The following is a 19,666-nucleotide window of genomic DNA, read 5'->3' as shown; positions in this document are numbered from 1 at the left end:
GTGCCCGAAGCCCGCGGTCCCGCCGCTCGCCGCCCCGCCGCCGCGACGCGCCGCCCCCGCGCCCCGGTACCACCCCCACCGCACCCCACCCCCGCGCATTAGGCTCAGGGCCTGATGAACGCCACTCTTGTCGCGAAAGAACTCGCCGCCGGCCACGGCGACCGCACCCTCTTCGAGGGCCTGGACCTCGTCGTCGCCCCTGGCGACGTCATCGGCCTGGTGGGCGCCAACGGCGCCGGGAAGTCCACGCTGCTCCGCCTCCTCGCGGGCCTGGACACTCCGGAGTCCGGACGCGTCGGCCTCTCCCCGCCGACCGCCTCCGTGGGCCACCTGCCCCAGGAGCCCGACCGCCGCCCGGGCGAGACCATCCAGGCGTTCCTGGCCCGGCGCACCGGTGTCACCGCGGCGCAGACCGCCATGGACGAGGCCACCGAACTCCTCGTGGCGGGCGCGCCCGGCGCCGACGACGCGTACGCGCACAGCCTGGAGCGCTGGCTCGCCCTCGGCGGCGCGGACCTGGACGAACGTGCCGAGGAAGTGGCCGAGTCGCTAGGCCTCGGCGTGCGCCTGGACCAGCCGATGACGGCGCTCTCCGGCGGCCAGGCGGCGCGCGCGGGCCTCGCCTCGCTGCTGCTGTCCCGGTACGACGTGTTCCTGCTCGACGAGCCCACCAACGACCTGGACCTGGCGGGCCTGGACCGCCTGGAGGCCTTCGTCCGGGGCCTGCGCGCGGGCACCGTCGTCGTGAGCCACGACCGCGAGTTCCTGACCCGCACGGTCACCAAGATCCTGGAACTCGACCTGGCCCAGCAGCAGATCAACCTCTACGGCGGCGGCTACGAGGCGTATCTGGAGGAGCGCGAGGTCGCCCGCAGGCACGCCCGCGACGACTACGAGGAGTACGCCGACAAGCGCGCCGCCCTCCAGGACCGCGCCCAGATGCAGCGGACCTGGATGGACAAGGGCGTGAAGAACGCCCGCCGCAAGGCCACCGACAGCGACAAGCTCGGCCGCAAGTTCCGCAGCGAGGCCAGCGAGAAGCAGGCGGCGAAGGCACGCCAGACCCAGCGCATGATCGAGCGCCTGGACGTCGTCGACGAGCCGCGCAAGGAGTGGCAGCTCCGGATGGAGATCGCCGCGGCGCCGCGCTCCGGCACGGTCGTGGCCACGCTGCGCGGGGCGGTCGTCCGCCGCGGCTCCTTCGCGCTCGGCCCGGTCGACCTCCAGCTCGACTGGGCCGACCGCGTCGCCATCACCGGCGCCAACGGCTCGGGCAAGTCCACGCTCCTGGCCGCCCTGCTCGGCCGCGTGGCCGTGGACGAGGGCCATGCCGCGCTCGGCTCGGGTGTCGTCGTGGGCGAGGTCGACCAGGCCCGGGCGCTGTTCCACGGCGCGGAGTCGCTGCTCGACGCGTTCCGGGCTGCGGTGCCCGACACCGACCCGGCGGAAGTCCGCACGCTCCTCGCCAAGTTCGGCCTGAAGGCGGACCACGTGCTGCGCCCCGCGGTGACCCTGTCACCGGGCGAGCGCACGCGCGCGGCGCTGGCCCTGCTCCAGGGCAGAGGCGTGAACCTCCTGGTCCTGGACGAGCCCACCAACCACCTGGACCTGCCCGCCATCGAACAACTGGAGTCGGCCCTCGACTCCTACACCGGCACGCTCCTCCTGGTCACCCACGACCGCCGCATGCTCGACGCGGTCAACGTGACGCGCCGCCTGGAGGTGTCGGAGGGCAAGGTGGCGGAACCGGCCCGCTGAGGGCCACGACGGTCTGACGGCTGCGACGGCCTGACGACCACGAGGGCCTGACGGCTGTCGCGTCGGCCGCCGCCGCAGCCGACCTGACGGCTCGTCACGGTGGCAGCCGCCCTCAGGCGGCTGCCACCGTGACCTCCGTTCCTCCGGGCGCCCCGGAGCCCCGCGCGTCAGCGCTGCTTGGGGTCCACCAGACCCGCGCGCCGCAGGGCCTCCGCCATCGCGTCGTTCGCGGGCGGTGGGGCCTGCCGCTGCTGCCGCTGCTGGGGTCGGCCGCCGCGGCCGCCCTGGTCCCGGCCGCCGCCCTGGCCCTGCTTGCCGCCGCCTCGGCCGCGCTCGCCGCGCTGCTGCGGGGGACGGCCGCCGCGCTCCTTGCGGCCGCCGGTGCCCGGCGCGGAGGCGTCCTGCGGGGCAGCCTCGTCGTCGAGGCGCAGCGTCAGCGAGATCCGCTTGCGCGGCACGTCGATGTCGAGGACCTTCACCTTGACGATGTCGCCGGGCTTCACCACGTCCCGGGGGTCCTTGACGAAGGTCTTGGACATCGCGGAGACGTGCACGAGGCCGTCCTGGTGGACGCCGACGTCGACGAACGCGCCGAACGCGGCGACGTTCGTGACGACGCCTTCGAGGACCATGCCGGACGTGAGGTCGGAGATCTTCTCGACGCCGTCCTTGAAGGTGGCCGTCTTGAAGGCGGGACGCGGGTCGCGCCCGGGCTTCTCCAACTCCTTGAGGATGTCCGTGACGGTCGGCAGGCCGAACACGTCGTCGACGAAGTCGGCGGGCCGCAGGGACCGCAGCGTGGCCGTGTCGCCGATCAGCGAGCCGACGGCGCCGCCCGCGGTGCCCGCCATCCGCCGCACCACGGGATACGCCTCGGGGTGCACGCTGGAGGCGTCCAGGGGGTCCTCGCCGCCCAGGATGCGCAGGAAGCCCGCGCACTGCTCGTAGGCCTTCGGGCCGAGCCGGGGCACGTCCTTGAGGCCCTTGCGGCTCTTGAAGGGGCCGTTCGCGTCGCGGTGCGCCACGATGTTCTCGGCGAGGCCGGAGCCGATGCCGGAGACCCGGGCGAGCAGCGGGGCGGACGCCGTGTTCACGTCCACGCCCACGCCGTTCACACAGTCCTCGACGACCGCGTCGAGGGAGCGGGACAGCTTCACCTCGGACAGGTCGTGCTGGTACTGCCCGACGCCGATCGACTTCGGGTCGATCTTCACCAGCTCGGCGAGCGGGTCCTGCAGGCGCCGGGCGATCGACACCGCGCCGCGCAGCGACACATCGAGCTCCGGCAGCTCCTGCGAGGCGAACGCCGACGCCGAGTACACCGAAGCGCCCGCCTCGGACACCATCACCTTCGTGAGCTTCAACTCGGGGTGCTTGGTGATGAGTTCACCGGCGAGCTTGTCCGTCTCGCGGGACGCCGTGCCGTTGCCGATCGCCACCAGGTCGACGTCGTGCTCCTTCGCGAGCCGCGCGAGGGTCGCCAGGGCCTTGTCCCACTTGTTCGCCGGGACGTGCGGGTGGATCGTGTCCGTCGCCACGACCTTGCCGGTGGCGTCCACGACGGCGACCTTCACGCCCGTACGGAAACCGGGGTCGAGGCCAAGGGTCGCGCGCGTGCCCGCCGGGGCGGCGAGCAGCAGGTCGCGCAGGTTCGCGGCGAACACCCGCACTGCCTCGTCCTCGGCGGCCGTGCGCAGCCGAAGGCGCAGGTCGATGCCGAGGTGCACCAGGACACGGGTCCGCCAGGCCCAGCGCACCGTGTCCGCCAGCCACTTGTCGGCGGGCCTGCCGCGGTCGGCGATGCCGAAGCGCTGGGCGATCGATCCCTCGTACGAGGACGGGCCCTCGGTGGCCTCCTCCGGCTCCAGGACCAGGTCGAGCACGTCCTCCTTCTCGCCGCGCAGCATCGCGAGCACGCGGTGCGAGGGCAGCTCCGTGAACGGCTCGGCGAAGTCGAAGTAGTCGGCGAACTTCGCGCCCGCCTCCTCCTTGCCGTCGCGCACCTTCGCGGCGAGGCGGCCGCGCACCCACATGCGCTCGCGCAGCTCGCCGATGAGGTCGGCGTCCTCGGAGAACCGCTCGGTGAGAATGGCGCGGGCGCCGTCCAGGGCGGCCTGCGCATCGGCGACGCCCTTCTCCGCGTCGACGAACGCGGCGGCCGCGGCCTGCGGCTCCACCGTCGGGTCCCCGAGCAGCCCCTCGGCCAGCGGTTCGAGACCGGCCTCGCGGGCGATCTGCGCCTTGGTCCGCCGCTTCGGCTTGAACGGCAGGTAGATGTCCTCCAGGCGGGCCTTCGTGTCGGCCTCGCGGATACGGGCCTCCAGCTCGGCGGTGAGCTTGCCCTGCTCGCGCACCGAGTCGAGGATGGCGCTCCGCCGCTCCTCCAGCTCCCGCAGGTAGCGCAGCCGCTCCTCGAGCGTGCGCAGCTGCGCGTCGTCGAGCATCTCGGTGGCTTCCTTGCGGTAGCGCGCGATGAAGGGCACCGTCGACCCGCCGTCGAGCAGGTCCACGGCGGCCTTCACCTGCCGCTCCCGCACGCCGAGTTCCTCGGCGATCCTGCCTTCGATGGACGCTGGGGTGGTCGTCACGTTCCGGTACCGCCTTCTCACTGGGGTTGCCCCCCCAATTGTGGCAGGTGGCACCGACAGTGAGGCAGTCAGACCCGGGGCGGGGCGGTCAGACCCGGCGGGAGCGGCGCGGTCGGCTTCCGGAGCGCGACGCCCCGGAGAACAGCCGGGCCAGCGCCCGGAACGGCAGCGTGACCACCGTGGCGATCGCTCCGCCGATCTGTCGCAGCACGTCTGCTATGGCTCGGAACACGAGGATTCTCCTTCCGTCTCCCGGCCCTCGGCGGGGAAGCTCCCTCGGGGCCGGGTGACGCGCGAGTACCCCCGGCCCCGAGGCGCATGCTTCGGGAGCCGCTCAGCCCTTGCCGAGCAGGTCCGCGGGGAACGCCCCCGCCTCCAGCGCCGCCCCGGCGAACACCGTGCCCAGTTCTGTGAGCCGCTCCACGTCCGCCGCGCCGAGGTGTTCGTAGGGCGCCCGGTCCAGGCGGTCCGTGCGCTCCTCGATCTGCTTGCGCAGGGCGACGCCGGACTCCGTCAGCTCGCCGTCGGCGTCCACGAGTCCGCGCCCGCGCAGCCGCTCGACGGCCGCGTCCCAGTGCTCGCGGGTCCAGCCCCGGGTGTTGAGGTTCCACGTGGGCGTCATGCTCTTGCCCGTCGCGGTGTGGCTCACCAGCGCCTCGACCGGGTCGAGTTCGGCGTCCAGGAGCACGGCCAGGTGGCCGTCGCCGCGGTGCTCGCGCAGCAGCGTCGCCGCGTGCCAGTAGGCCAGGTGCGGCTCGGCGGGCACGGCGAGGGCGGCGTGCGCGGCGTACAGCGGGCGGCCGCCCGGCGAACAGGCCTCCGTGGCCCGCAGCGCGAGCCGGGCCGCCTCCGCCATCTCCGGGGACGCCACCGCCTTGTCCCCGAGCAGCCGCCGCAGCGTCGTGTCCACGGCGCGCAGCCGGGCGGCGAGGACGTCCTCGGGGGCGGCGGTGCGCCAGATCTCCGGCACGAACCGGGCGACCGTCTCCGGCTCGTAGTTGTAGAACGTGGCCGTCACGGTGCCCGCGCCCACGGCTCCCAGTGCCGCCGCCCGGATGGCGAAGTTGACGGCTTTCGGGTGGGTGATGCCGAGCGGGGCCAGCTCGCGGCCCACGTCCGGGGAGAAGTAGTGCGTGGTGTGGAGGGCATTGAGCACGTTGTGGCAGCGCCGTCCCGCGCGCGGGGGCAGCGCCGCGCCGACCGGGGCGGAGGTCGTCGAAGAGGTCATGGCCACACGTTACCGACTGGTCGGTATGAGGTGAAGGGGTTCCCGGCGACGTACGGGACTTCCCGGGCTCCGGCGCCGGGCAGGCATGCGGGCCGAACACCGCCAGCAGCCACCCATGGCAGGAAAGGTGGGCTGCCCGTCATTGCGGCCATCCCGCCGCACCCCAAGAATCGTGGGCATGGAGCAGCGAACCGTCCTGATCGTCCTCTTCGACGGCGTCCAGAGCCTCGACGTCACGGGCCCCGCCGAGGTGTTCACGGGCGCGAGCCACCACCACCCCGACGCCCCGCCGTACCGGGTGCGCACCGCCTCCCTCGACGGCGCCCCCGTGCGGACGTCGAGCGGGCTCACGCTGGTCCCTGACTCCTCGCTCACGGAGTACTCGGGCCGGGCCGGTGCCCCGGTGCCGCACACCGTCCTGGTGCCCGGCGGCGCGGGCACCAGGGACGAGGACGAGGCCCTGGTCGCCTGGCTGCGGGCGCACGCCCCGCTCGCCGAGCGGCTGATCTCGGTCTGCACCGGGGCCGTCCTGCTGGCACGCGCGGGCCTGCTCGACGGCCGCCGCGCGACGACCCACTGGGCGTACTGCGACAAACTCGCCCGGGACCACCCTGAGATCGACGTGGACCCCGACCCGATCTACGTACGGGACGGGCACGTGTCGACCTCGGCGGGCGTCACGGCGGGCATCGACCTGGCGCTCGCCCTCGTCGAGGAGGACCTGGGCCGGGACACGGCGCTGACCATCGCGCGCTTCCTCGTCGTGTTCCTGCGCCGGCCGGGCAACCAGGCGCAGTTCAGCGCCCAGTTGTCGGTGCAGACGGCCCGTCGTGAGCCGCTGCGCGAGGTCCAGCAGTGGATCACCGAGCATCCCGGGGGCGATCTGAGCGTGGAGTCCCTCGCGGAGCGCGCCCGGCTCTCGCCCCGGCACTTCGCCCGCGCCTTCCAGGCGGAGACCGGCATGACGCCGGGCAAGTACGTCGACCGCGTCCGCGTCGAGCACGCCCGCCGACTCCTGGAGGACACCTCCGACGGCGTCGAGGAGGTCTCGCGCACCTGCGGCTACGGCACCCCGGAGGCCATGCGCCGCGCCTTCGTCAAGGCGCTCGGCACGGCACCGGCCGAGTACCGCCGCCGCTTCCACAGCCCCCGCACCGCCCCCGCGTGACCACCCACCACCTGACCCCTTGGCCACCTGACCATCTGACCGCACACCGTCATCCGACCCGCCTCCCGAGGAGAGCCCACATGCAGATCGCCATAGCCCTGTACGAGCGCTTCACCGCCCTCGACGCCATCGGCCCCTTCCAGACGCTCGCCGGACTCCCGGACGCCGAGGTCGTCTTCGTGGCGGAGCAGGCCGGGCCCGTGCGCGACGACACCGGACAGCTCGGCCTCGTCGCCGACAAGACCTTCGACGAGGTGCAGAGCCCGGACATCGTGGTGGTCCCCGGCGGCCCCGGCCAGAGCGACCAGATGGAGAACGAGTCGCTGCTCGGCTGGCTGCGTACCGTCGACGCGGCCAGCACCTGGACGACGTCCGTGTGCACGGGCTCCCTGGCCCTCGCAGCCGCCGGGCTCCTGAAGGGCCGTGAGGCGACTTCGCACTGGCTGGCCCTGGAGGAACTGGACAAGGTCGGCGTGCGCTCGACGGGGCGGCGGGTGGTGTTCGACGGGAAGTACGTCACGGCGGCCGGTGTCTCGTCCGGCATCGACATGGGCCTCGCGCTGGTCGGCAGGATCGCGGGCGACGAACGCGCCCAGGCCGTGCAGCTGATGATGGAGTACGACCCGCAGCCGCCCTACGACGCGGGGTCGCCGGAGAAGGCGCCCGCCCACCTCGTCGAGATGTTCCGCGGCCGCAGCCGGTTCAGCGAAGAGGAGCAGTCCGCGTAGCCGGGACCTCGGGCGGAGTCCAGACGAAGCGCGGCTGCCTGCGCTCCAGGAAGGCGGCGACACCCTCGGCGGTGTCGCCGCTCTCGCGCATCTGCTCCGCCCAGTGGGCCTCCCGCACGGCCCCCGTGTCCGCGCCTCCGGGGTCGCCAGGACCACCGGCCAGGGACGCGAACTCCTTCGCCGCCGCCTGCGTGAGCAGCGAACGCGCGGCCAGGATCCGCGTGAACTCCGCGACCCGCGCCCGCAGTTCCCCAGCGGGCAGCACCTCGTCCACGAGCCCGCTGCGCAGCGCCCGCCCGGTGTCGATCGACTCGCCGGAGAACAGCAGGTACTTGGCGGTCGAGGGCCCCACGAGGGACACCAGGCGGCGCGTGGTCGACGCCGGGTAGACGATGCCGAGCTTCGCCGGGGTGACCGCGAACACCGCGTCCTCGTCGGCGAACCGCAGGTCGCAGGCCGCCGCCAGCTGGCAGCCGCCGCCCACGCAGAACCCGCGCACCGCCGCGAGCGTCGGTTTGGGGAAGGCCGCGAGGGCCTCCTCGGCCCGTACCGCGAGTTCCTGGGCGCGGGCGGGTTCCTCGCGCAGCGAGGAGATGTCGGCGCCCGCGCAGAACGTGTCCCCGGCGCCGGTCAGGACCAGCGCCCGCACGGCGGGGTCCGCGGCGAGCGCCGCGAGCAGCGGCGGCAGCGCGCGCCACATGTCCGCCGTCATGGCGTTGCGCTTGGCCTGATGGTCGATGACGACGGTGGCGACGCCGTCGGCGACGGCGTGCCTCAGCTGCGGCTCCATGCGCCGGATGCTATCCGCACCCACCGAACGTACGATCAAGAAGGGGCGGCTTCGCACGGCGGACGGAGGCCCTCATGGTGCTCGGCGGAACACGCAGGAAGGCGGCCCGGGCCGGTACTGACGGTACCGGTGGCACGGCCGAGGGAGCCCGGCTCAGGCGCAGCTTCGGCTGGCTCGCCGTGCTCGGCGCGATTCTCGTCCTCGGCGGGCTCATCGGCATCGTGTACGTCGGGGTGGCCACGCTCACCTCGATGCTGCTGTTCGGCTGGCTGCTCCTGGTGGGCGGCATGGTGGCGCTGCTGCACGCGGTGCAGTCGCGCGGCACGAACTTCTTCTGGCTCGGTGTGGTGGTCGCCGCGCTGAACCTCGCGGCGGGCGTCGTCGTCATCCGCAGGCCCGACGTGGCCGCGGAGGCGCTGACGATGTTCGCGGCGCTGCTCTTCCTCACCGGCGGGGTGTTCCGGCTCGTCGGCAGCCTGGTGGTGCGCGGACCGCAGATGGCGGTCACGCTGCTGCAAGGCGCCTTCGGCGTGCTGCTCGGCGTGCTCGTGCTCGGCGACTGGCCGAGCAGCAGCCAGTACGTCATCGGCTGCTTCTTCTCCCTCGCGCTGCTCTTCGACGGCCTCGGCCTGATCGCGACGGCCGTCGGCGGGCGGCGCCTGATCAGCCTGGTCTCGGAGCGCGCCGGCGGCGACGGCGGCACCCCGCAAGCCGTACAAGCTGAAGAACCCTTGAAGGCGGAACAAGAAGGGCAGGAGTAGTCGCACAACTGACGACGGCACGCGGGGGCGATCAAAACCCGTCGATAGTCGCTGACTTCTGGTCAGTAGCGCGGTACGGACCAGCGCGTTACCAACACTCGACGTGTGGTGACAACCGAGCGCGAGGGCGGGGACCGGGCAATGGGGAACGACGGGAGAGGGCCGGGCCCGCTCCCCGGGGGAGGTGGACGGGTGTCGTACGAGGGCGTGTGGCGGTTCACCGCCCCCGCCGTCGACGCCTCGGTGCCCCAGGCACGGCACGCGGTGCGCGATCTGCTCGCGCGTCAGGGGGTGCCCGCACCGGACGAACTGGTGCAGGGGCTCCTGCTGATCGTCTCCGAGCTGGTCACCAACGCGGTGCGGCACGCGGCGCTGCTGTCGCCGATGCTCGCCGTGGAGGTCGCGGTCGGCGCGGAGTGGGTGCGGGTCTCCGTGGAGGACAACCACCCCTACCGCCCGACGGCGCTGGAGGCCGACCACGGCCAGACCGGCGGCCGCGGGCTGCTCCTCGTGCGTGAGATCACCCGCGAGGCGGGCGGCGCGTGCGACGTCGAGCACACGGCCAGCGGGGGCAAGGTCATCTGGGCGGCCTTGCCCCTGAAAACCAACGGGATCTGAGTCTCGGGGGACCTCGGGCCCGACGGGATCCGAGGCTCGCCGGGCTGCTACCAGCCCGCGCCCGGCCCCGTCAGCTCCTTGATCGCGGGCCGCGCCGCGTCGAGGACGGTCATGAACCACGCGGAGAACGGCGCCTTCGCGTGCCGCTCCGCCAGCTCCGCGGCGGTCACGAACGCGGTGTCGCCCACCTCGCTCGCGTCCGGGCGCAGCTCGGCCTGCACCATGCCCACGAAGAGGTGGTTGAACTCCTGCTCCACCAGGCCCGACTCCGGGTCCGGGTGGTTGTAGCGCACCGTGCCCGCCTCGGCGAGCAGCGACGGCGAGACGCCGAGCTCCTCGAAGGTGCGTCGGGCGGCGGCCGCGAACGGAGCCTCGCCGGGGTACGGGTGCCCGCAGCAGGTGTTCGACCAGACGCCGGGGGAGTGGTACTTGCCGAGCGCCCGCTGCTGCAGCAGCAGCCGTCCCTGCTCGTCGAAGAGGAAGACGGAGAACGCCCGGTGCAACTGTCCGGGCGCCTGATGCGCGGCAAGCTTCTCCGCCGTGCCGATCGTCCTGCCGTCCTCGTCGACGAGCTCCAGCAAGATTGTTTCTGCGGTGCCGTTCGACGAGCTGTTCGCCGCGGTGGCAGGTGTGATCGGCATACCCATCCTTCGCTTCGGTCTCGGATGGCCAAGTCTGCCGTACGACAGGGGCTCTCCCGGCACTCCGGGGGTCCCGCATGTCCCGTCCCCGACCGTGGGGACGGGACAAGCGGATTCGGCCACGGCACCCCCGGCGTCCGGCCGGGGAGCCGCCGGGATCAGATCCCGAAAGCCGCCGGATAGGCGATCGTGCCGGACGGAACCGGCACCCCACCGTCCGTGCCGGGCCGGTCGAGGACCAGCGCCATCATGGCCTCGTCCGGCACCTCGAAACTTGGCCGGATCCCGTAGGCCGAGGCCGGGGTGAACCCGAACCGCGGGTAGTAGTCCGGGTGGCCGAGCACCAGGACCAGTTGTTCGCCACGGGCGCGCGCGGCGTGCAGCACGGCGCGCACGACGGCCGAACCGGCGCCCGTTTTCTGGTACGCCGGGAGCACGGCCACCGGCGCCAGGCACAGGGCCGGGGCGCCGTCCACGTGGCAGCGGGTGATCAGGGCGTGCGCCACGACCTCCCCGCCCGAGCCGTCCGCGTCGCCCGAGCCGTCCCCGCGGGGCGCCTCGGCGACGAACGAGAGCCCGTCGAGCCAGGCCCCGGCGTCCTCACGGAGCGCGTCCACGAGGTCGGCCTCCCCCTCGGTGGGGAAGGCGGCGGCGTTCACGGCGCGCACCGCCGCGCGGTCGGCGCCGGACGCCGCCTCGGGCCGGGTGCGCCAGCCCCCGCCCGCCGGACGCAGGACGTAGCCGGTGTAGCCGAACTCCGCCCCGTGCTCGCGCCGCATCGCGATCTCGGCGCGGGTGGCGGTCAGGGCCTCGGCCATGCCGGGCGCCCCGGGGTCGGCAGCGTCGGCGCGGGCGCCGAGCGGACCGTAGTACTCGTCCCAGTCGGACTCCGGCTGGGACACGGTGCCGAGCACCGCGTACCCGGCGGCGAGTGCCGCGCGGGTGTTCTCCTCGGGGGTACGCAGCGGATAGTGCTGGTCCCAGAAGGCGCGCGCCGCCGCGGACGGCTCCGCGGTCGTCCACTCGCACTCGGTGACGACGAGCGTCCCGCCGGGCGCGAGCAGCCGCCGCCAGCTGTCGAGGGCGGTGTCGAAGCCGATGGAGTAGGCCGAGCTCTCGGCCCAGATCAGGTCGAACGAGCCGTCCGGGTAGGGCAGTTCGCCCATGTCGGCCCGGACGGTGTGCACGGAGTCGCCGAGCCCGCGGGCGTCCGCCGCCGCGCGCAGCTCGGTGAGGAACGGCTCGTGCAGATCGACGGCCGTGACCTCGGCTCCGGCCTCGGCGGCCAGGAGCAGAGCGGACCGGCCGGGGCCGCAGCCCAGGTCGAGCACGCGCGGACGGGCGGGCAGCTCACCGGCGAGGGCGAGCAGCTTGCGGGTGGTGGCGTCGGAGCCGGGGCCCTGCCGGGGCAGGCCGTGGTGCAGGGTGAAGAAGGCGTCGGTGATCGCGTTCTGAGTCAACGGAGCAAACCCTTGAATGAGTGGGCCCGGCCGTGACATGGGTGACGTACGCACAGTGCATACGCGACGTACGCACGAGAGGTGACGTACGGAAGGTCAGGCGTGGGCCCGGGAAGTGGGGACAGACGTGTCGCCGCGCAGGGCAGCGTCAGCCGCGACAGTCATCAACCCACCTCCTTCTCTTCCGTCAAAGTCCTGGCCAGCCTACCACTGTCCGTGATCACCTGCCCCGCCGTCGCGGGGCCGCCCCGCGTCAGTGGCACAGCCCCGGCTCGTGCTCCGCGTGGCCGCCCGGCTCCAGCTGGAACGTGCAGTGCTCGACGTCGAAGTGGTCGCCCAGGCAGAGCTGCAGCTCGTGCAGCATCTTCTCGTGGCCGGTGGCGGTCAGCGTCTCGGAGCTGACGACGACGTGCGCGGACAGGACCGGCATTCCCGACGTGATCGTCCAGGCGTGCAGGTCGTGCACGTCCTCCACGCCGGGCAGGGCCAGCATGTGGGCGCGGACCTCGGCCATGTCGACGCCCTTGGGCGCCGATTCGAGCAGGACGTTCAGCGTCTCGCGCAGCAGCTTCCAGGTGCGCGGGACGATCATGAGTCCGATGACGATGGAGGCGATGGGGTCGGCGGCCTGCCAGCCGGTGAGCAGGATGAGGGCGGCCGAGACGAGCACCGCGACCGAGCCCAGCGCGTCCGCGAGGACCTCGAGGAAGGCGCCGCGCACATTGAGGCTGTCCTTCTGGCCGCCCATCAACAGGGCCAGCGAGACCAGGTTCGCGAGCAGACCGATCAGGCCGAAGACCATGGTCAGGCCGCCCTCGGTCTCGGCGGGCGTGACGAACCGCTGCACCGCCTCGTACAGGACGTACCCGCCGACGCCGAACAGGAGCAGACAGTTGGCGAGCGCCGCCAGGATCTCGGCGCGGGCGTAGCCGAAGGTGCGGTTCTCGCTCGGCGGGCGGTTCGCGAAGTGAATGGCGAGCAGCGCCATGCTCAGGCCGAGCGCGTCCGTCGCCATGTGCGTCGCATCCGCGATGAGCGCGAGGGAGTCGGCGACGATGCCGCCGACGATCTCGACCACCATGACGGTGACCGTGATGGACAGCGCGATGCGCAGCCGACCCTTGTAGGCGGCCGTGGCCGTGCCTTTGGCGGGCGGCGCGTGGCCGTGGTCGTGTCCAGCCCCCATGGTGCGCTCCTCCGTCGTCGTCCGTCGGCGCCCAGGTTCGGTCGCGGCCTTCAGTCAACTACGGGTGGGGGGTATGTGCAACACGCTCCTGAGAACCGTTGTCATATGCTCTGACCTGCGGAAACTCTCCGCAGGTCAGAGCCTTGCGAACGACGGATGGAGACGCCGGGGCCCGGCGTGGCTAGCCGCGCACGGCCTCGGGGTGGCGCAGGCACCAGCCCGCCCACGCCGACTCCACCATCTCCCGCACCCCGCGTCGGGCCCCGAAGCCCAGCTCCTTCGCCGCCAGCCGCACATCCGCCACGGCGCGTGGCGCGTCGCCCGCCCGGCGCGGCTCGAGGAGCGCCTCCCGGTGGTCCCCGGTGACCTCCGCGATCACGGTGAGGAGTTCGCGTACGGAAACCCCCTCGCCGCGGCCGATGTTCACCGTCAGATCGCTGCCCGGCTCGATCGGCCTGCGGGCGGCGGCGAGGTGGGCCTCGGCGAGGTCGCTGACGTGGATGTAGTCCCGCACGCAGGTGCCGTCGGGCGTGGGGTGGTCGGTGCCGAAGATGCGCGGGGCCTCGCCCCGGGTGAGGCGGTCGAAGACCATCGGGACCACGTTGAAGACGCCGGTGTCCGCGAGGTCGGGGCTCGCGGCGCCCGCCACGTTGAAGTAGCGCAGACAGGTCGTGGTCAGCCCGTGCGCCCGGCCCGCCGCCCGCACCAGCCACTCACCGGCCAGCTTCGTCTCGCCGTAGGGGCTCACCGGCGCGCAGGGCGTGTCCTCCGCGACCAGGTCGGCGTCCGGCGGATTGCCGTAGACCGCCGCCGACGACGAGAAGACGAACCGCTTCACGCCCGCGTCCACCACCGCTTCCAGGAGCGTCGTCAGGCCCCCGACGTTCTCCCGGTAGTAACGCAGCGGCTGCTCCACCGATTCGCCGACCTGCTTGCGGGCGGCGAGATGCACCACACCCGTCACCGCGTGCTCGGCGAACACCCGCCGCAGCAGGTCCCCGTCGAGCGAAGTGCCCCGTACCAGCGGAATGTCCGCGGGTAGCCGCTCCGGCACCCCCGAGGAGACGTCGTCCACGACGACCACCCGCTCGCCCGCCCCGGCCATGACCCGCGCCACGTGCGCCCCGATATATCCCGCTCCACCTGTGATCATCCATGTCATGGACGTCCACCTTAGGCTGGCTTGGACGGTTGTGGACCCCGCAGTTTGTGGCCGCGGGCCGCTTTCGACCATGATGATCGCGGCGGTCGAGAACCACGCAGACCGCGCTGATCGGGGCGTGAACGGGCGGTGAACGCCCGCTTCCATTCATCCGATAGCCTCTGCCGACATGCCGCCCGGCCGCCTCGCTGCCCGGGTGCCCCCGTCACGCACGTGCCCGCGCGAGCCGCGCCGGGAATCAAGGAGTGAGTTCGTCTGTCGACCGCCATCCTCACCGGCCGGCCGGTGCCCGGTTCGCCGCTCGAAGGCGATCTGCGGTCCCTGGGCTTCGACGTGCGGACCGCCCCCGACGCGGCGTCCCCGGAAGAGCTCGAGGCCCTGCTGCGTGACCTTCCCGCCGGCGAGCGCGTCGCCCTCGTCGACAGCCGCTTCGTCGGCCACGTCCACGCCCTGCGGCTCGGCCTGACCGACCCGCGCTTCCCCGTGTCGGCCGTGCCCGGCGCCGTGACCGCACAGGCGGGGGTGCGCCGGGAGCTGACGGCCGCGCTGCGCGCGGCGGTCGGGGCCACCGGAGCCGAGACCGCGGCCGACGGCGGCCGGGTGTCCTTGGCGCTCGCCTCCGACGCCCTGCCCGACCGCGTCGCCGCCGCGATCGAAGCCAACGGCACCGACGTGCACCGGCCCGAACTGGGCGCCCTCGTCGCGGCCCTGCCCGGCGATCCCGAGGCCCGCAACACCGCGCGCCAGGCCGTCGCCGCCGTCGACGACGAGGCCGTGCGCCTGCGCGGCGCGGTGAAGGCCCGCGACGGCTTCTTCACGACGTACTGCATCAGCCCCTACTCGCGCTACCTCGCCCGCTGGTGCGCGCGCCGTGGCCTCACTCCGAACCAGGTCACCACCGCCTCCCTGCTGGTCGCGGTGATCGCGGCCGGCTGCGCGGCGACCGGCACCCGCGGCGGCTTCGTCGCCGCCGGACTGCTGCTCCTGTTCTCCTTCGTCCTGGACTGCACGGACGGCCAGCTCGCCCGCTACTCGCTGCAGTACTCCACGCTCGGCGCCTGGCTCGACGCGACGTTCGACCGCGCGAAGGAGTACGCGTACTACGCGGGCCTCGCCCTCGGCGCCGCCCGCGGTGGGGACGACGTGTGGGCGCTCGCGCTCGGCGCGATGATCCTGCAGACCTGCCGGCACGTCGTGGACTTCTCCTTCAACGAGGCGAACCACGACGCCACCGGCAACACCAGCCCCACCGCCGCCCTCTCCGACAAGCTCGACAGCGTCGGCTGGACGGTCTGGCTGCGCCGCATGATCGTGCTGCCCATCGGCGAACGCTGGGCCCTGATCGCCGTGCTCACCGCCGTCAGCACGCCCCGCGTCACCCTGGTCGTCCTGCTCATCGGCTGCGGCCTCGCCGCCTGCTACACCACGGCCGGGCGCGTGCTGCGCTCGCTGACCCGCAAGGCGACCCGCACCGACCGCGCCGCGGCGGCGCTCGCCGACCTCGCCGACAACGGCCCGCTCGCGTCCGCCTTCGCCGCGCTGCGGCCCCGCCTGCCGCTGCCCGCGCCCGCCATCGCCTTCGCCGGCGGCGCCGCGGTGGTCTGCGCGGCCCTCTTCAGCTCCTACGGCAGCCCGTGGGTGGTGGTCGGCGCCGTGGTGTACGTCATCGCGTCCGGACTCGCGCTCGGCCGCCCCCTCAAGGGTGCCCTCGACTGGCTGGTTCCGCCGTTCTTCCGGGTCGCGGAATACGGCACCGTACTGGTACTGGCGGCCAAAGCCGATGTGAACGGAAGCCTTCCCGCGGCTTTCGGCCTGGTGGCCGCGGTCGCCTACCATCACTACGACACGGTGTACCGCATCAAGGGCGGCACCGGCGCGCCCCCGCGCTGGCTGGTGCGGGCGATCGGTGGCCAAGAGGGCAGGACCCTGGCGGTCGCGCTGGCCGCCTTGGCACTGCACGACACAGATTTCACCGTCGCGCTCACGGCTCTCGCCGTGGCCGTGGCACTCGTGGTGCTCATCGAGAGCATCCGCTTCTGGGTGACCGCTCACAAGCGTGGCGCACCCGCCGTACACGATGAAGGAGAACCCGCATGATCGGCCTCGTGCTGGCTGCCGGCGCCGGACGGCGTCTGCGCCCCTACACCGACACCCTGCCCAAGGCACTGGTGCCGGTCGGACCCGAGGGCAACGAGGACAGCCTCACCGTGCTCGACCTCACCCTCGGCAACTTCGCCGAGATCGGCCTGACCGAGGTCGCGATCATCGTCGGGTACCGCAAGGAGGCCGTCTACGAGCGCAAGGCCGCGCTCGAGGCGAAGTACAACCTCAAGCTCACCCTGATCGACAACGACAAGGCCGAGGAGTGGAACAACGCCTACTCCCTGTGGTGCGGCCGCGACTCGATCAAGCACTCGGTGATCCTCGCCAACGGTGACACCGTGCACCCGGTCTCCGTCGAGAAGACGCTGCTCGCCGCCCGCGGCGACGGCAAGAAGATCATCCTCGCCCTCGACACGGTGAAGAACCTCGCCGACGAGGAGATGAAGGTCATCGTGGACCCCGAGAAGGGCGTCCAGAAGATCACCAAGCTGATGGACCCGGCGACGGCCACCGGTGAGTACATCGGCGTCACCCTCATCGAGGGCGAGGCGGCCGATGAGCTCGCCGACGCGCTGAAGACCACCTTCGAGCGCGACCCCGACCTCTACTACGAGGACGGCTACCAGGAGCTCGTCAACCGCGGCTTCAAGATCGATGTGGCGCCGATCGGCGACGTCAAGTGGGTCGAGATCGACAACCACGACGACCTCGCCAAGGGACGTGAGATCGCGTGCCAGTACTGACGAGGCTCATCCCCTCGCCTGTCGTCGTGGACATCCGGCCGGGGGCGTTGAACGACCTGGCCGGTGTCCTCGCCGACCAGCGGATCTGCTCGTCGACCGGCAAGCTCGCCATCGCCATCAGCGGCGGCTCCGGCGCGGTGCTGCGCAAGCGGCTCGCGCCGTCGCTGCCGAGCGCCGAGTGGTTCGAGGTGGGCGGCGGCACGCTCGATGACGCCATCAAGCTCGCCGACGCCATGAAGAAGGGCCGCTACGACGCGGTCGTCGGCCTCGGCGGCGGCAAGATCATCGACTGTGCCAAGTTCGCCGCGGCGCGCGTCGGCCTGCCGCTGGTCGCCGTCGCGACGAACCTGTCGCACGACGGCCTGTGCTCGCCCGTCGCGACCCTCGACAACGACGCGGGCCGCGGCTCCTACGGCGTGCCGAACCCGATCGCGGTCGTCATCGACCTCGACGTCATCCGCGAGGCCCCGGTGCGCTTCGTGCGCTCCGGCATCGGCGACGCCCTGTCCAACATCTCCGCGATCCGGGACTGGGAACTGGCCGCCCGCGAGCGCGGCGAGGACATCGACGGCCTGGCGGCCGCGATGGCCCGCCAGGCAGGCGAGGCGGTGCTCCGCCACCCCGGCGGCGTCGGCGACGACGCCTTCCTCCAGGTGCTCGCCGAGGGCCTGGTCCTCACCGGCATCGCGATGTCCGTCTCCGGCGACTCCCGCCCGGCCTCGGGCGCCTGCCACGAGATCAACCACGCCTTCGACCTGCTCTTCCCCAAGCGCGCCGCGAGCCACGGCGAGCAGTGCGGCCTCGGCGCCGCCTTCGCGATGTACCTGCGCGGTGCCCGCGAGGAGTCGGCGTACATGGCGGAGGTCCTGCGCCGCCACGGCCTGCCGGTCCTGCCGGAGGAGATCGGCTTCACCGTGGACGAGTTCGTCCAGGTCGTCGAGTTCGCGCCGCAGACCAGGCCGGGCCGCTACACGATCCTCGAGCACCTCAATCTGAACACCGACCAGATCAAGGACGCATACGCCGACTATGCCAAGGCCATCGGTAGCTGAACTCCGGCCCGTCGTTCACCCCGCAGGGGTGAAGGACCGGCGCAGCGGTGAGCACTGGGCGGGACGCATGTACATGCGGGAGATCTCGCTGCGCTGCGACCGCTACCTGGTGAACACCAGGATCACGCCCAATCAGCTGACCTACCTGATGACCGTCGCGGGCGTCCTCGCCGCCCCGGCCCTCCTGGTGCCGGGGATCTGGGGCGCCGTGCTCGGTGTCGTGGCGGTCCAGCTCTATCTGCTGCTCGACTGCGTCGACGGCGAGATCGCCCGCTGGCGCAAGCAGTACTCGATGTCCGGGGTGTACCTGGACCGGGTCGGCGCCTATCTGTGCGACGCGGCGGTCCTGGTCGGCTTCGGTCTGCGCGCCGCCGACCTGTGGGGCTCCGGCCGCATCGACTGGCTGTGGGCCTTCCTCGGCACCCTGGCCGCCCTCGGCGCCATCCTGATCAAGGCCGAGACCGACCTCGTCGCGGTCGCCCGCCACCAGCAGGGCATGGCTCCCGTCCAGGAGTCGGCGGCCGAGCCGCGCGCCGCCAGCATGGCCCTGGCCCGCAAGGCCGCGGCCGCGCTGAAGTTCCACCGGCTGATCCTCGGCATCGAGGCGTCCCTCCTCATCCTGGTCCTCGCGATCGTGGACTCCGTCAGGGGAGACCTGTTCTTCTCCCGCGTCGGGGTCGCCGTGCTCGCGGGCATCGCGCTGCTGCAGACCCTGCTGCACCTCGTGTCCATCCTCGTGTCGAGCAGGCTGAAGTGAGCACACCGAGCCCCTCCGGCACACCGGGGACGCCGACCGCGCCGCTCAAGGTCGGCGCGGTCGTCATCACCATGGGCAACCGCCCGCAGGAGCTGCGCGCGCTGCTCGACTCGGTCGCCAAGCAGGACGGCGACCGGGTCGAGGTGGTCGTCGTCGGCAACGGCGCCCCCGTGCCGGAGGTGCCCGCGGGCGTGCGCACCATAGAACTGCCCGAGAACCTGGGTATCCCGGGCGGGCGCAATGTGGGCATCGAGGCCTTCGGCCCGGGCGGCACCGACGTCGACATCCTGCTCTTCCTGGACGACGACGGACTGCTCGCGCACACCGACACCGCCGAGCTATGCCGCGCGGCCTTCGCGGCGGACCCCGAGCTCGGCATCATCAGCTTCCGCATCGCCGACCCGGACACCGGGATCACCCAGCGCCGCCACGTGCCGCGACTGCGCGCCTCGGACCCGATGCGCTCCTCCCGCGTGACGACGTTCCTCGGCGGCGCCAACGCCGTGCGCACCGCGGTCCTGAAGGAGGTCGGCGGTCTGCCCGACGCCTTCTTCTACGCCCACGAGGAGACGGACCTCGCCTGGCGAGCCCTGGACGCGGGCTGGATGATCGACTACCGCGCCGACATGGTGCTCTTCCACCCCACCACGGCCCCCTCCCGGCACGCGGTCTACCACCGCATGGTGGCCCGCAACCGGGTCTGGCTCGCCCGCCGCAACCTGCCCGCCGTCCTGGTGCCGGTGTACCTCGGCGTCTGGCTCCTGCTGACCCTCGCCCGGCGCCCCTCGCGGCCCGCCCTGAAGGCCTGGTTCGGCGGTTTCAAGGAGGGCTGGACCAGCCCGAGCGGACCTCGGCGCCCCATGAAGTGGCGTACGGTGTGGCGCCTGACCCGGCTGGGCCGACCTCCTGTGATCTGACAAGCT

18 protein-coding genes are annotated in these 19,666 nt (G+C 72.7%); 10 read left to right on the top strand and 8 right to left on the bottom strand.

The genetic code is table 11. The features are described from left to right. Positions 1 to 114 precede the first annotated feature (114 nt). Positions 115 to 1,758, top strand: a complete 1,644-nt coding sequence (locus ACZ6BG_RS34025; RefSeq protein ID WP_469008714.1) for an ABC-F family ATP-binding cassette domain-containing protein — start codon at positions 115 to 117, stop codon at positions 1,756 to 1,758. A gap of 167 nt (positions 1,759 to 1,925) precedes the next feature. Here the strand turns inward: ACZ6BG_RS34025 and ACZ6BG_RS34020 are convergent, their stop codons facing one another. The 3 genes from ACZ6BG_RS34020 to ACZ6BG_RS34010 form a co-directional block, all read right to left on the bottom strand. Continuing rightward, positions 1,926 to 4,346 (bottom strand): Tex family protein, encoded by a 2,421-nt coding sequence (locus ACZ6BG_RS34020; RefSeq protein WP_469008711.1) that lies wholly within the window; start codon positions 4,344 to 4,346, stop codon positions 1,926 to 1,928. A gap of 88 nt (positions 4,347 to 4,434) precedes the next feature. Then, positions 4,435 to 4,578, bottom strand: coding sequence for an LPFR motif small protein (locus ACZ6BG_RS34015; protein ID WP_469008708.1), 144 nt, complete (start codon positions 4,576 to 4,578; stop codon positions 4,435 to 4,437). A gap of 102 nt (positions 4,579 to 4,680) precedes the next feature. Beyond that, entirely contained in the window at positions 4,681 to 5,574 is an 894-nt protein-coding gene (locus ACZ6BG_RS34010; protein WP_469008705.1) for an SCO6745 family protein, read from the bottom strand. A 178-nt stretch (positions 5,575 to 5,752) separates the two neighbouring features. On the opposite strand from ACZ6BG_RS34010, the gene ACZ6BG_RS34005 reads away from it, so the two are divergent. Beyond that, positions 5,753 to 6,742, top strand: coding sequence for a GlxA family transcriptional regulator (locus tag ACZ6BG_RS34005; protein ID WP_469008703.1), 990 nt, complete (start codon positions 5,753 to 5,755; stop codon positions 6,740 to 6,742). A gap of 80 nt (positions 6,743 to 6,822) precedes the next feature. Then, on the top strand, positions 6,823 to 7,470 hold the full coding sequence (locus ACZ6BG_RS34000; protein WP_469008701.1) for a DJ-1/PfpI family protein: 648 nt from the start codon (positions 6,823 to 6,825) through the stop codon (positions 7,468 to 7,470). Here ACZ6BG_RS34000 and ACZ6BG_RS33995 read toward each other — a convergent pair. Then, positions 7,445 to 8,260, bottom strand: coding sequence for an enoyl-CoA hydratase/isomerase family protein (locus ACZ6BG_RS33995; protein ID WP_469008699.1), 816 nt, complete (start codon positions 8,258 to 8,260; stop codon positions 7,445 to 7,447). The two genes, ACZ6BG_RS34000 and ACZ6BG_RS33995, sit on opposite strands and share 26 nt — an antisense overlap. A gap of 74 nt (positions 8,261 to 8,334) precedes the next feature. Here ACZ6BG_RS33995 and ACZ6BG_RS33990 point away from each other — a divergent pair, with 74 nt between their 5' ends. Continuing rightward, a complete protein-coding gene (locus ACZ6BG_RS33990; protein ID WP_469008696.1) occupies positions 8,335 to 9,021 on the top strand; it encodes an HdeD family acid-resistance protein in 687 nt (228 codons plus the stop codon). A 141-nt stretch (positions 9,022 to 9,162) separates the two neighbouring features. Then, positions 9,163 to 9,639, top strand: a complete 477-nt coding sequence (locus ACZ6BG_RS33985) for an ATP-binding protein (protein ID WP_469008693.1) — start codon at positions 9,163 to 9,165, stop codon at positions 9,637 to 9,639. Between the two features lie 47 nt (positions 9,640 to 9,686). On the opposite strand, the gene idi is transcribed toward ACZ6BG_RS33985, so the two are convergent. The 4 genes from idi to galE form a co-directional block, all read right to left on the bottom strand. Beyond that, positions 9,687 to 10,280 (bottom strand): isopentenyl-diphosphate Delta-isomerase, encoded by a 594-nt coding sequence (idi, locus tag ACZ6BG_RS33980; RefSeq protein WP_469008691.1) that lies wholly within the window; start codon positions 10,278 to 10,280, stop codon positions 9,687 to 9,689. 158 nt (positions 10,281 to 10,438) lie between these two features. Beyond that, positions 10,439 to 11,779 (bottom strand): GNAT family N-acetyltransferase, encoded by a 1,341-nt coding sequence (locus ACZ6BG_RS33975; protein WP_469008999.1) that lies wholly within the window; start codon positions 11,777 to 11,779, stop codon positions 10,439 to 10,441. Positions 11,780 to 11,993: 214 nt separating this feature from the next. Then, entirely contained in the window at positions 11,994 to 12,926 is a 933-nt protein-coding gene (locus tag ACZ6BG_RS33970; protein ID WP_469008689.1) for a cation diffusion facilitator family transporter, read from the bottom strand. A gap of 181 nt (positions 12,927 to 13,107) precedes the next feature. Beyond that, positions 13,108 to 14,088, bottom strand: coding sequence for a UDP-glucose 4-epimerase GalE (gene galE / locus ACZ6BG_RS33965; RefSeq protein WP_469008686.1), 981 nt, complete (start codon positions 14,086 to 14,088; stop codon positions 13,108 to 13,110). 255 nt (positions 14,089 to 14,343) lie between these two features. Here galE and ACZ6BG_RS33960 point away from each other — a divergent pair, with 255 nt between their 5' ends. The 5 genes from ACZ6BG_RS33960 to ACZ6BG_RS33940 all read left to right on the top strand — a co-directional run bounded on the left by ACZ6BG_RS33960 (position 14,344) and on the right by ACZ6BG_RS33940 (position 19,660). Beyond that, positions 14,344 to 16,185 carry a DUF5941 domain-containing protein gene (locus tag ACZ6BG_RS33960; protein WP_469008997.1) on the top strand — a complete coding sequence of 614 codons (1,842 nt, stop codon included), beginning with the start codon at positions 14,344 to 14,346 and terminating at the stop codon, positions 16,183 to 16,185. Then, positions 16,182 to 16,934, top strand: a complete 753-nt coding sequence (locus ACZ6BG_RS33955) for a phosphocholine cytidylyltransferase family protein (RefSeq protein WP_469008682.1) — start codon at positions 16,182 to 16,184, stop codon at positions 16,932 to 16,934. Before ACZ6BG_RS33960 ends, ACZ6BG_RS33955 begins: the two co-directional genes overlap by 4 nt. Beyond that, the gene (locus tag ACZ6BG_RS33950) at positions 16,922 to 17,986 is read left to right on the top strand and encodes an iron-containing alcohol dehydrogenase family protein (RefSeq protein WP_469008679.1); all 1,065 of its coding nucleotides are present in this window, start codon (positions 16,922 to 16,924) and stop codon (positions 17,984 to 17,986) included. Before ACZ6BG_RS33955 ends, ACZ6BG_RS33950 begins: the two co-directional genes overlap by 13 nt. Beyond that, positions 17,964 to 18,743 (top strand): CDP-alcohol phosphatidyltransferase family protein, encoded by a 780-nt coding sequence (locus tag ACZ6BG_RS33945; RefSeq protein WP_469008675.1) that lies wholly within the window; start codon positions 17,964 to 17,966, stop codon positions 18,741 to 18,743. The genes ACZ6BG_RS33950 and ACZ6BG_RS33945 overlap by 23 nt, the downstream gene beginning before the upstream one ends. Positions 18,744 to 18,814: 71 nt before the next feature. Then, the gene (locus tag ACZ6BG_RS33940) at positions 18,815 to 19,660 is read left to right on the top strand and encodes a glycosyltransferase family 2 protein (protein ID WP_469008993.1); all 846 of its coding nucleotides are present in this window, start codon (positions 18,815 to 18,817) and stop codon (positions 19,658 to 19,660) included. Positions 19,661 to 19,666 lie beyond the last annotated feature (6 nt).

It is taken from the genome of Streptomyces sp. NPDC041205 (assembly GCF_055591765.1).
This window is presented reverse-complemented; position numbering and strand designations above follow the sequence as displayed.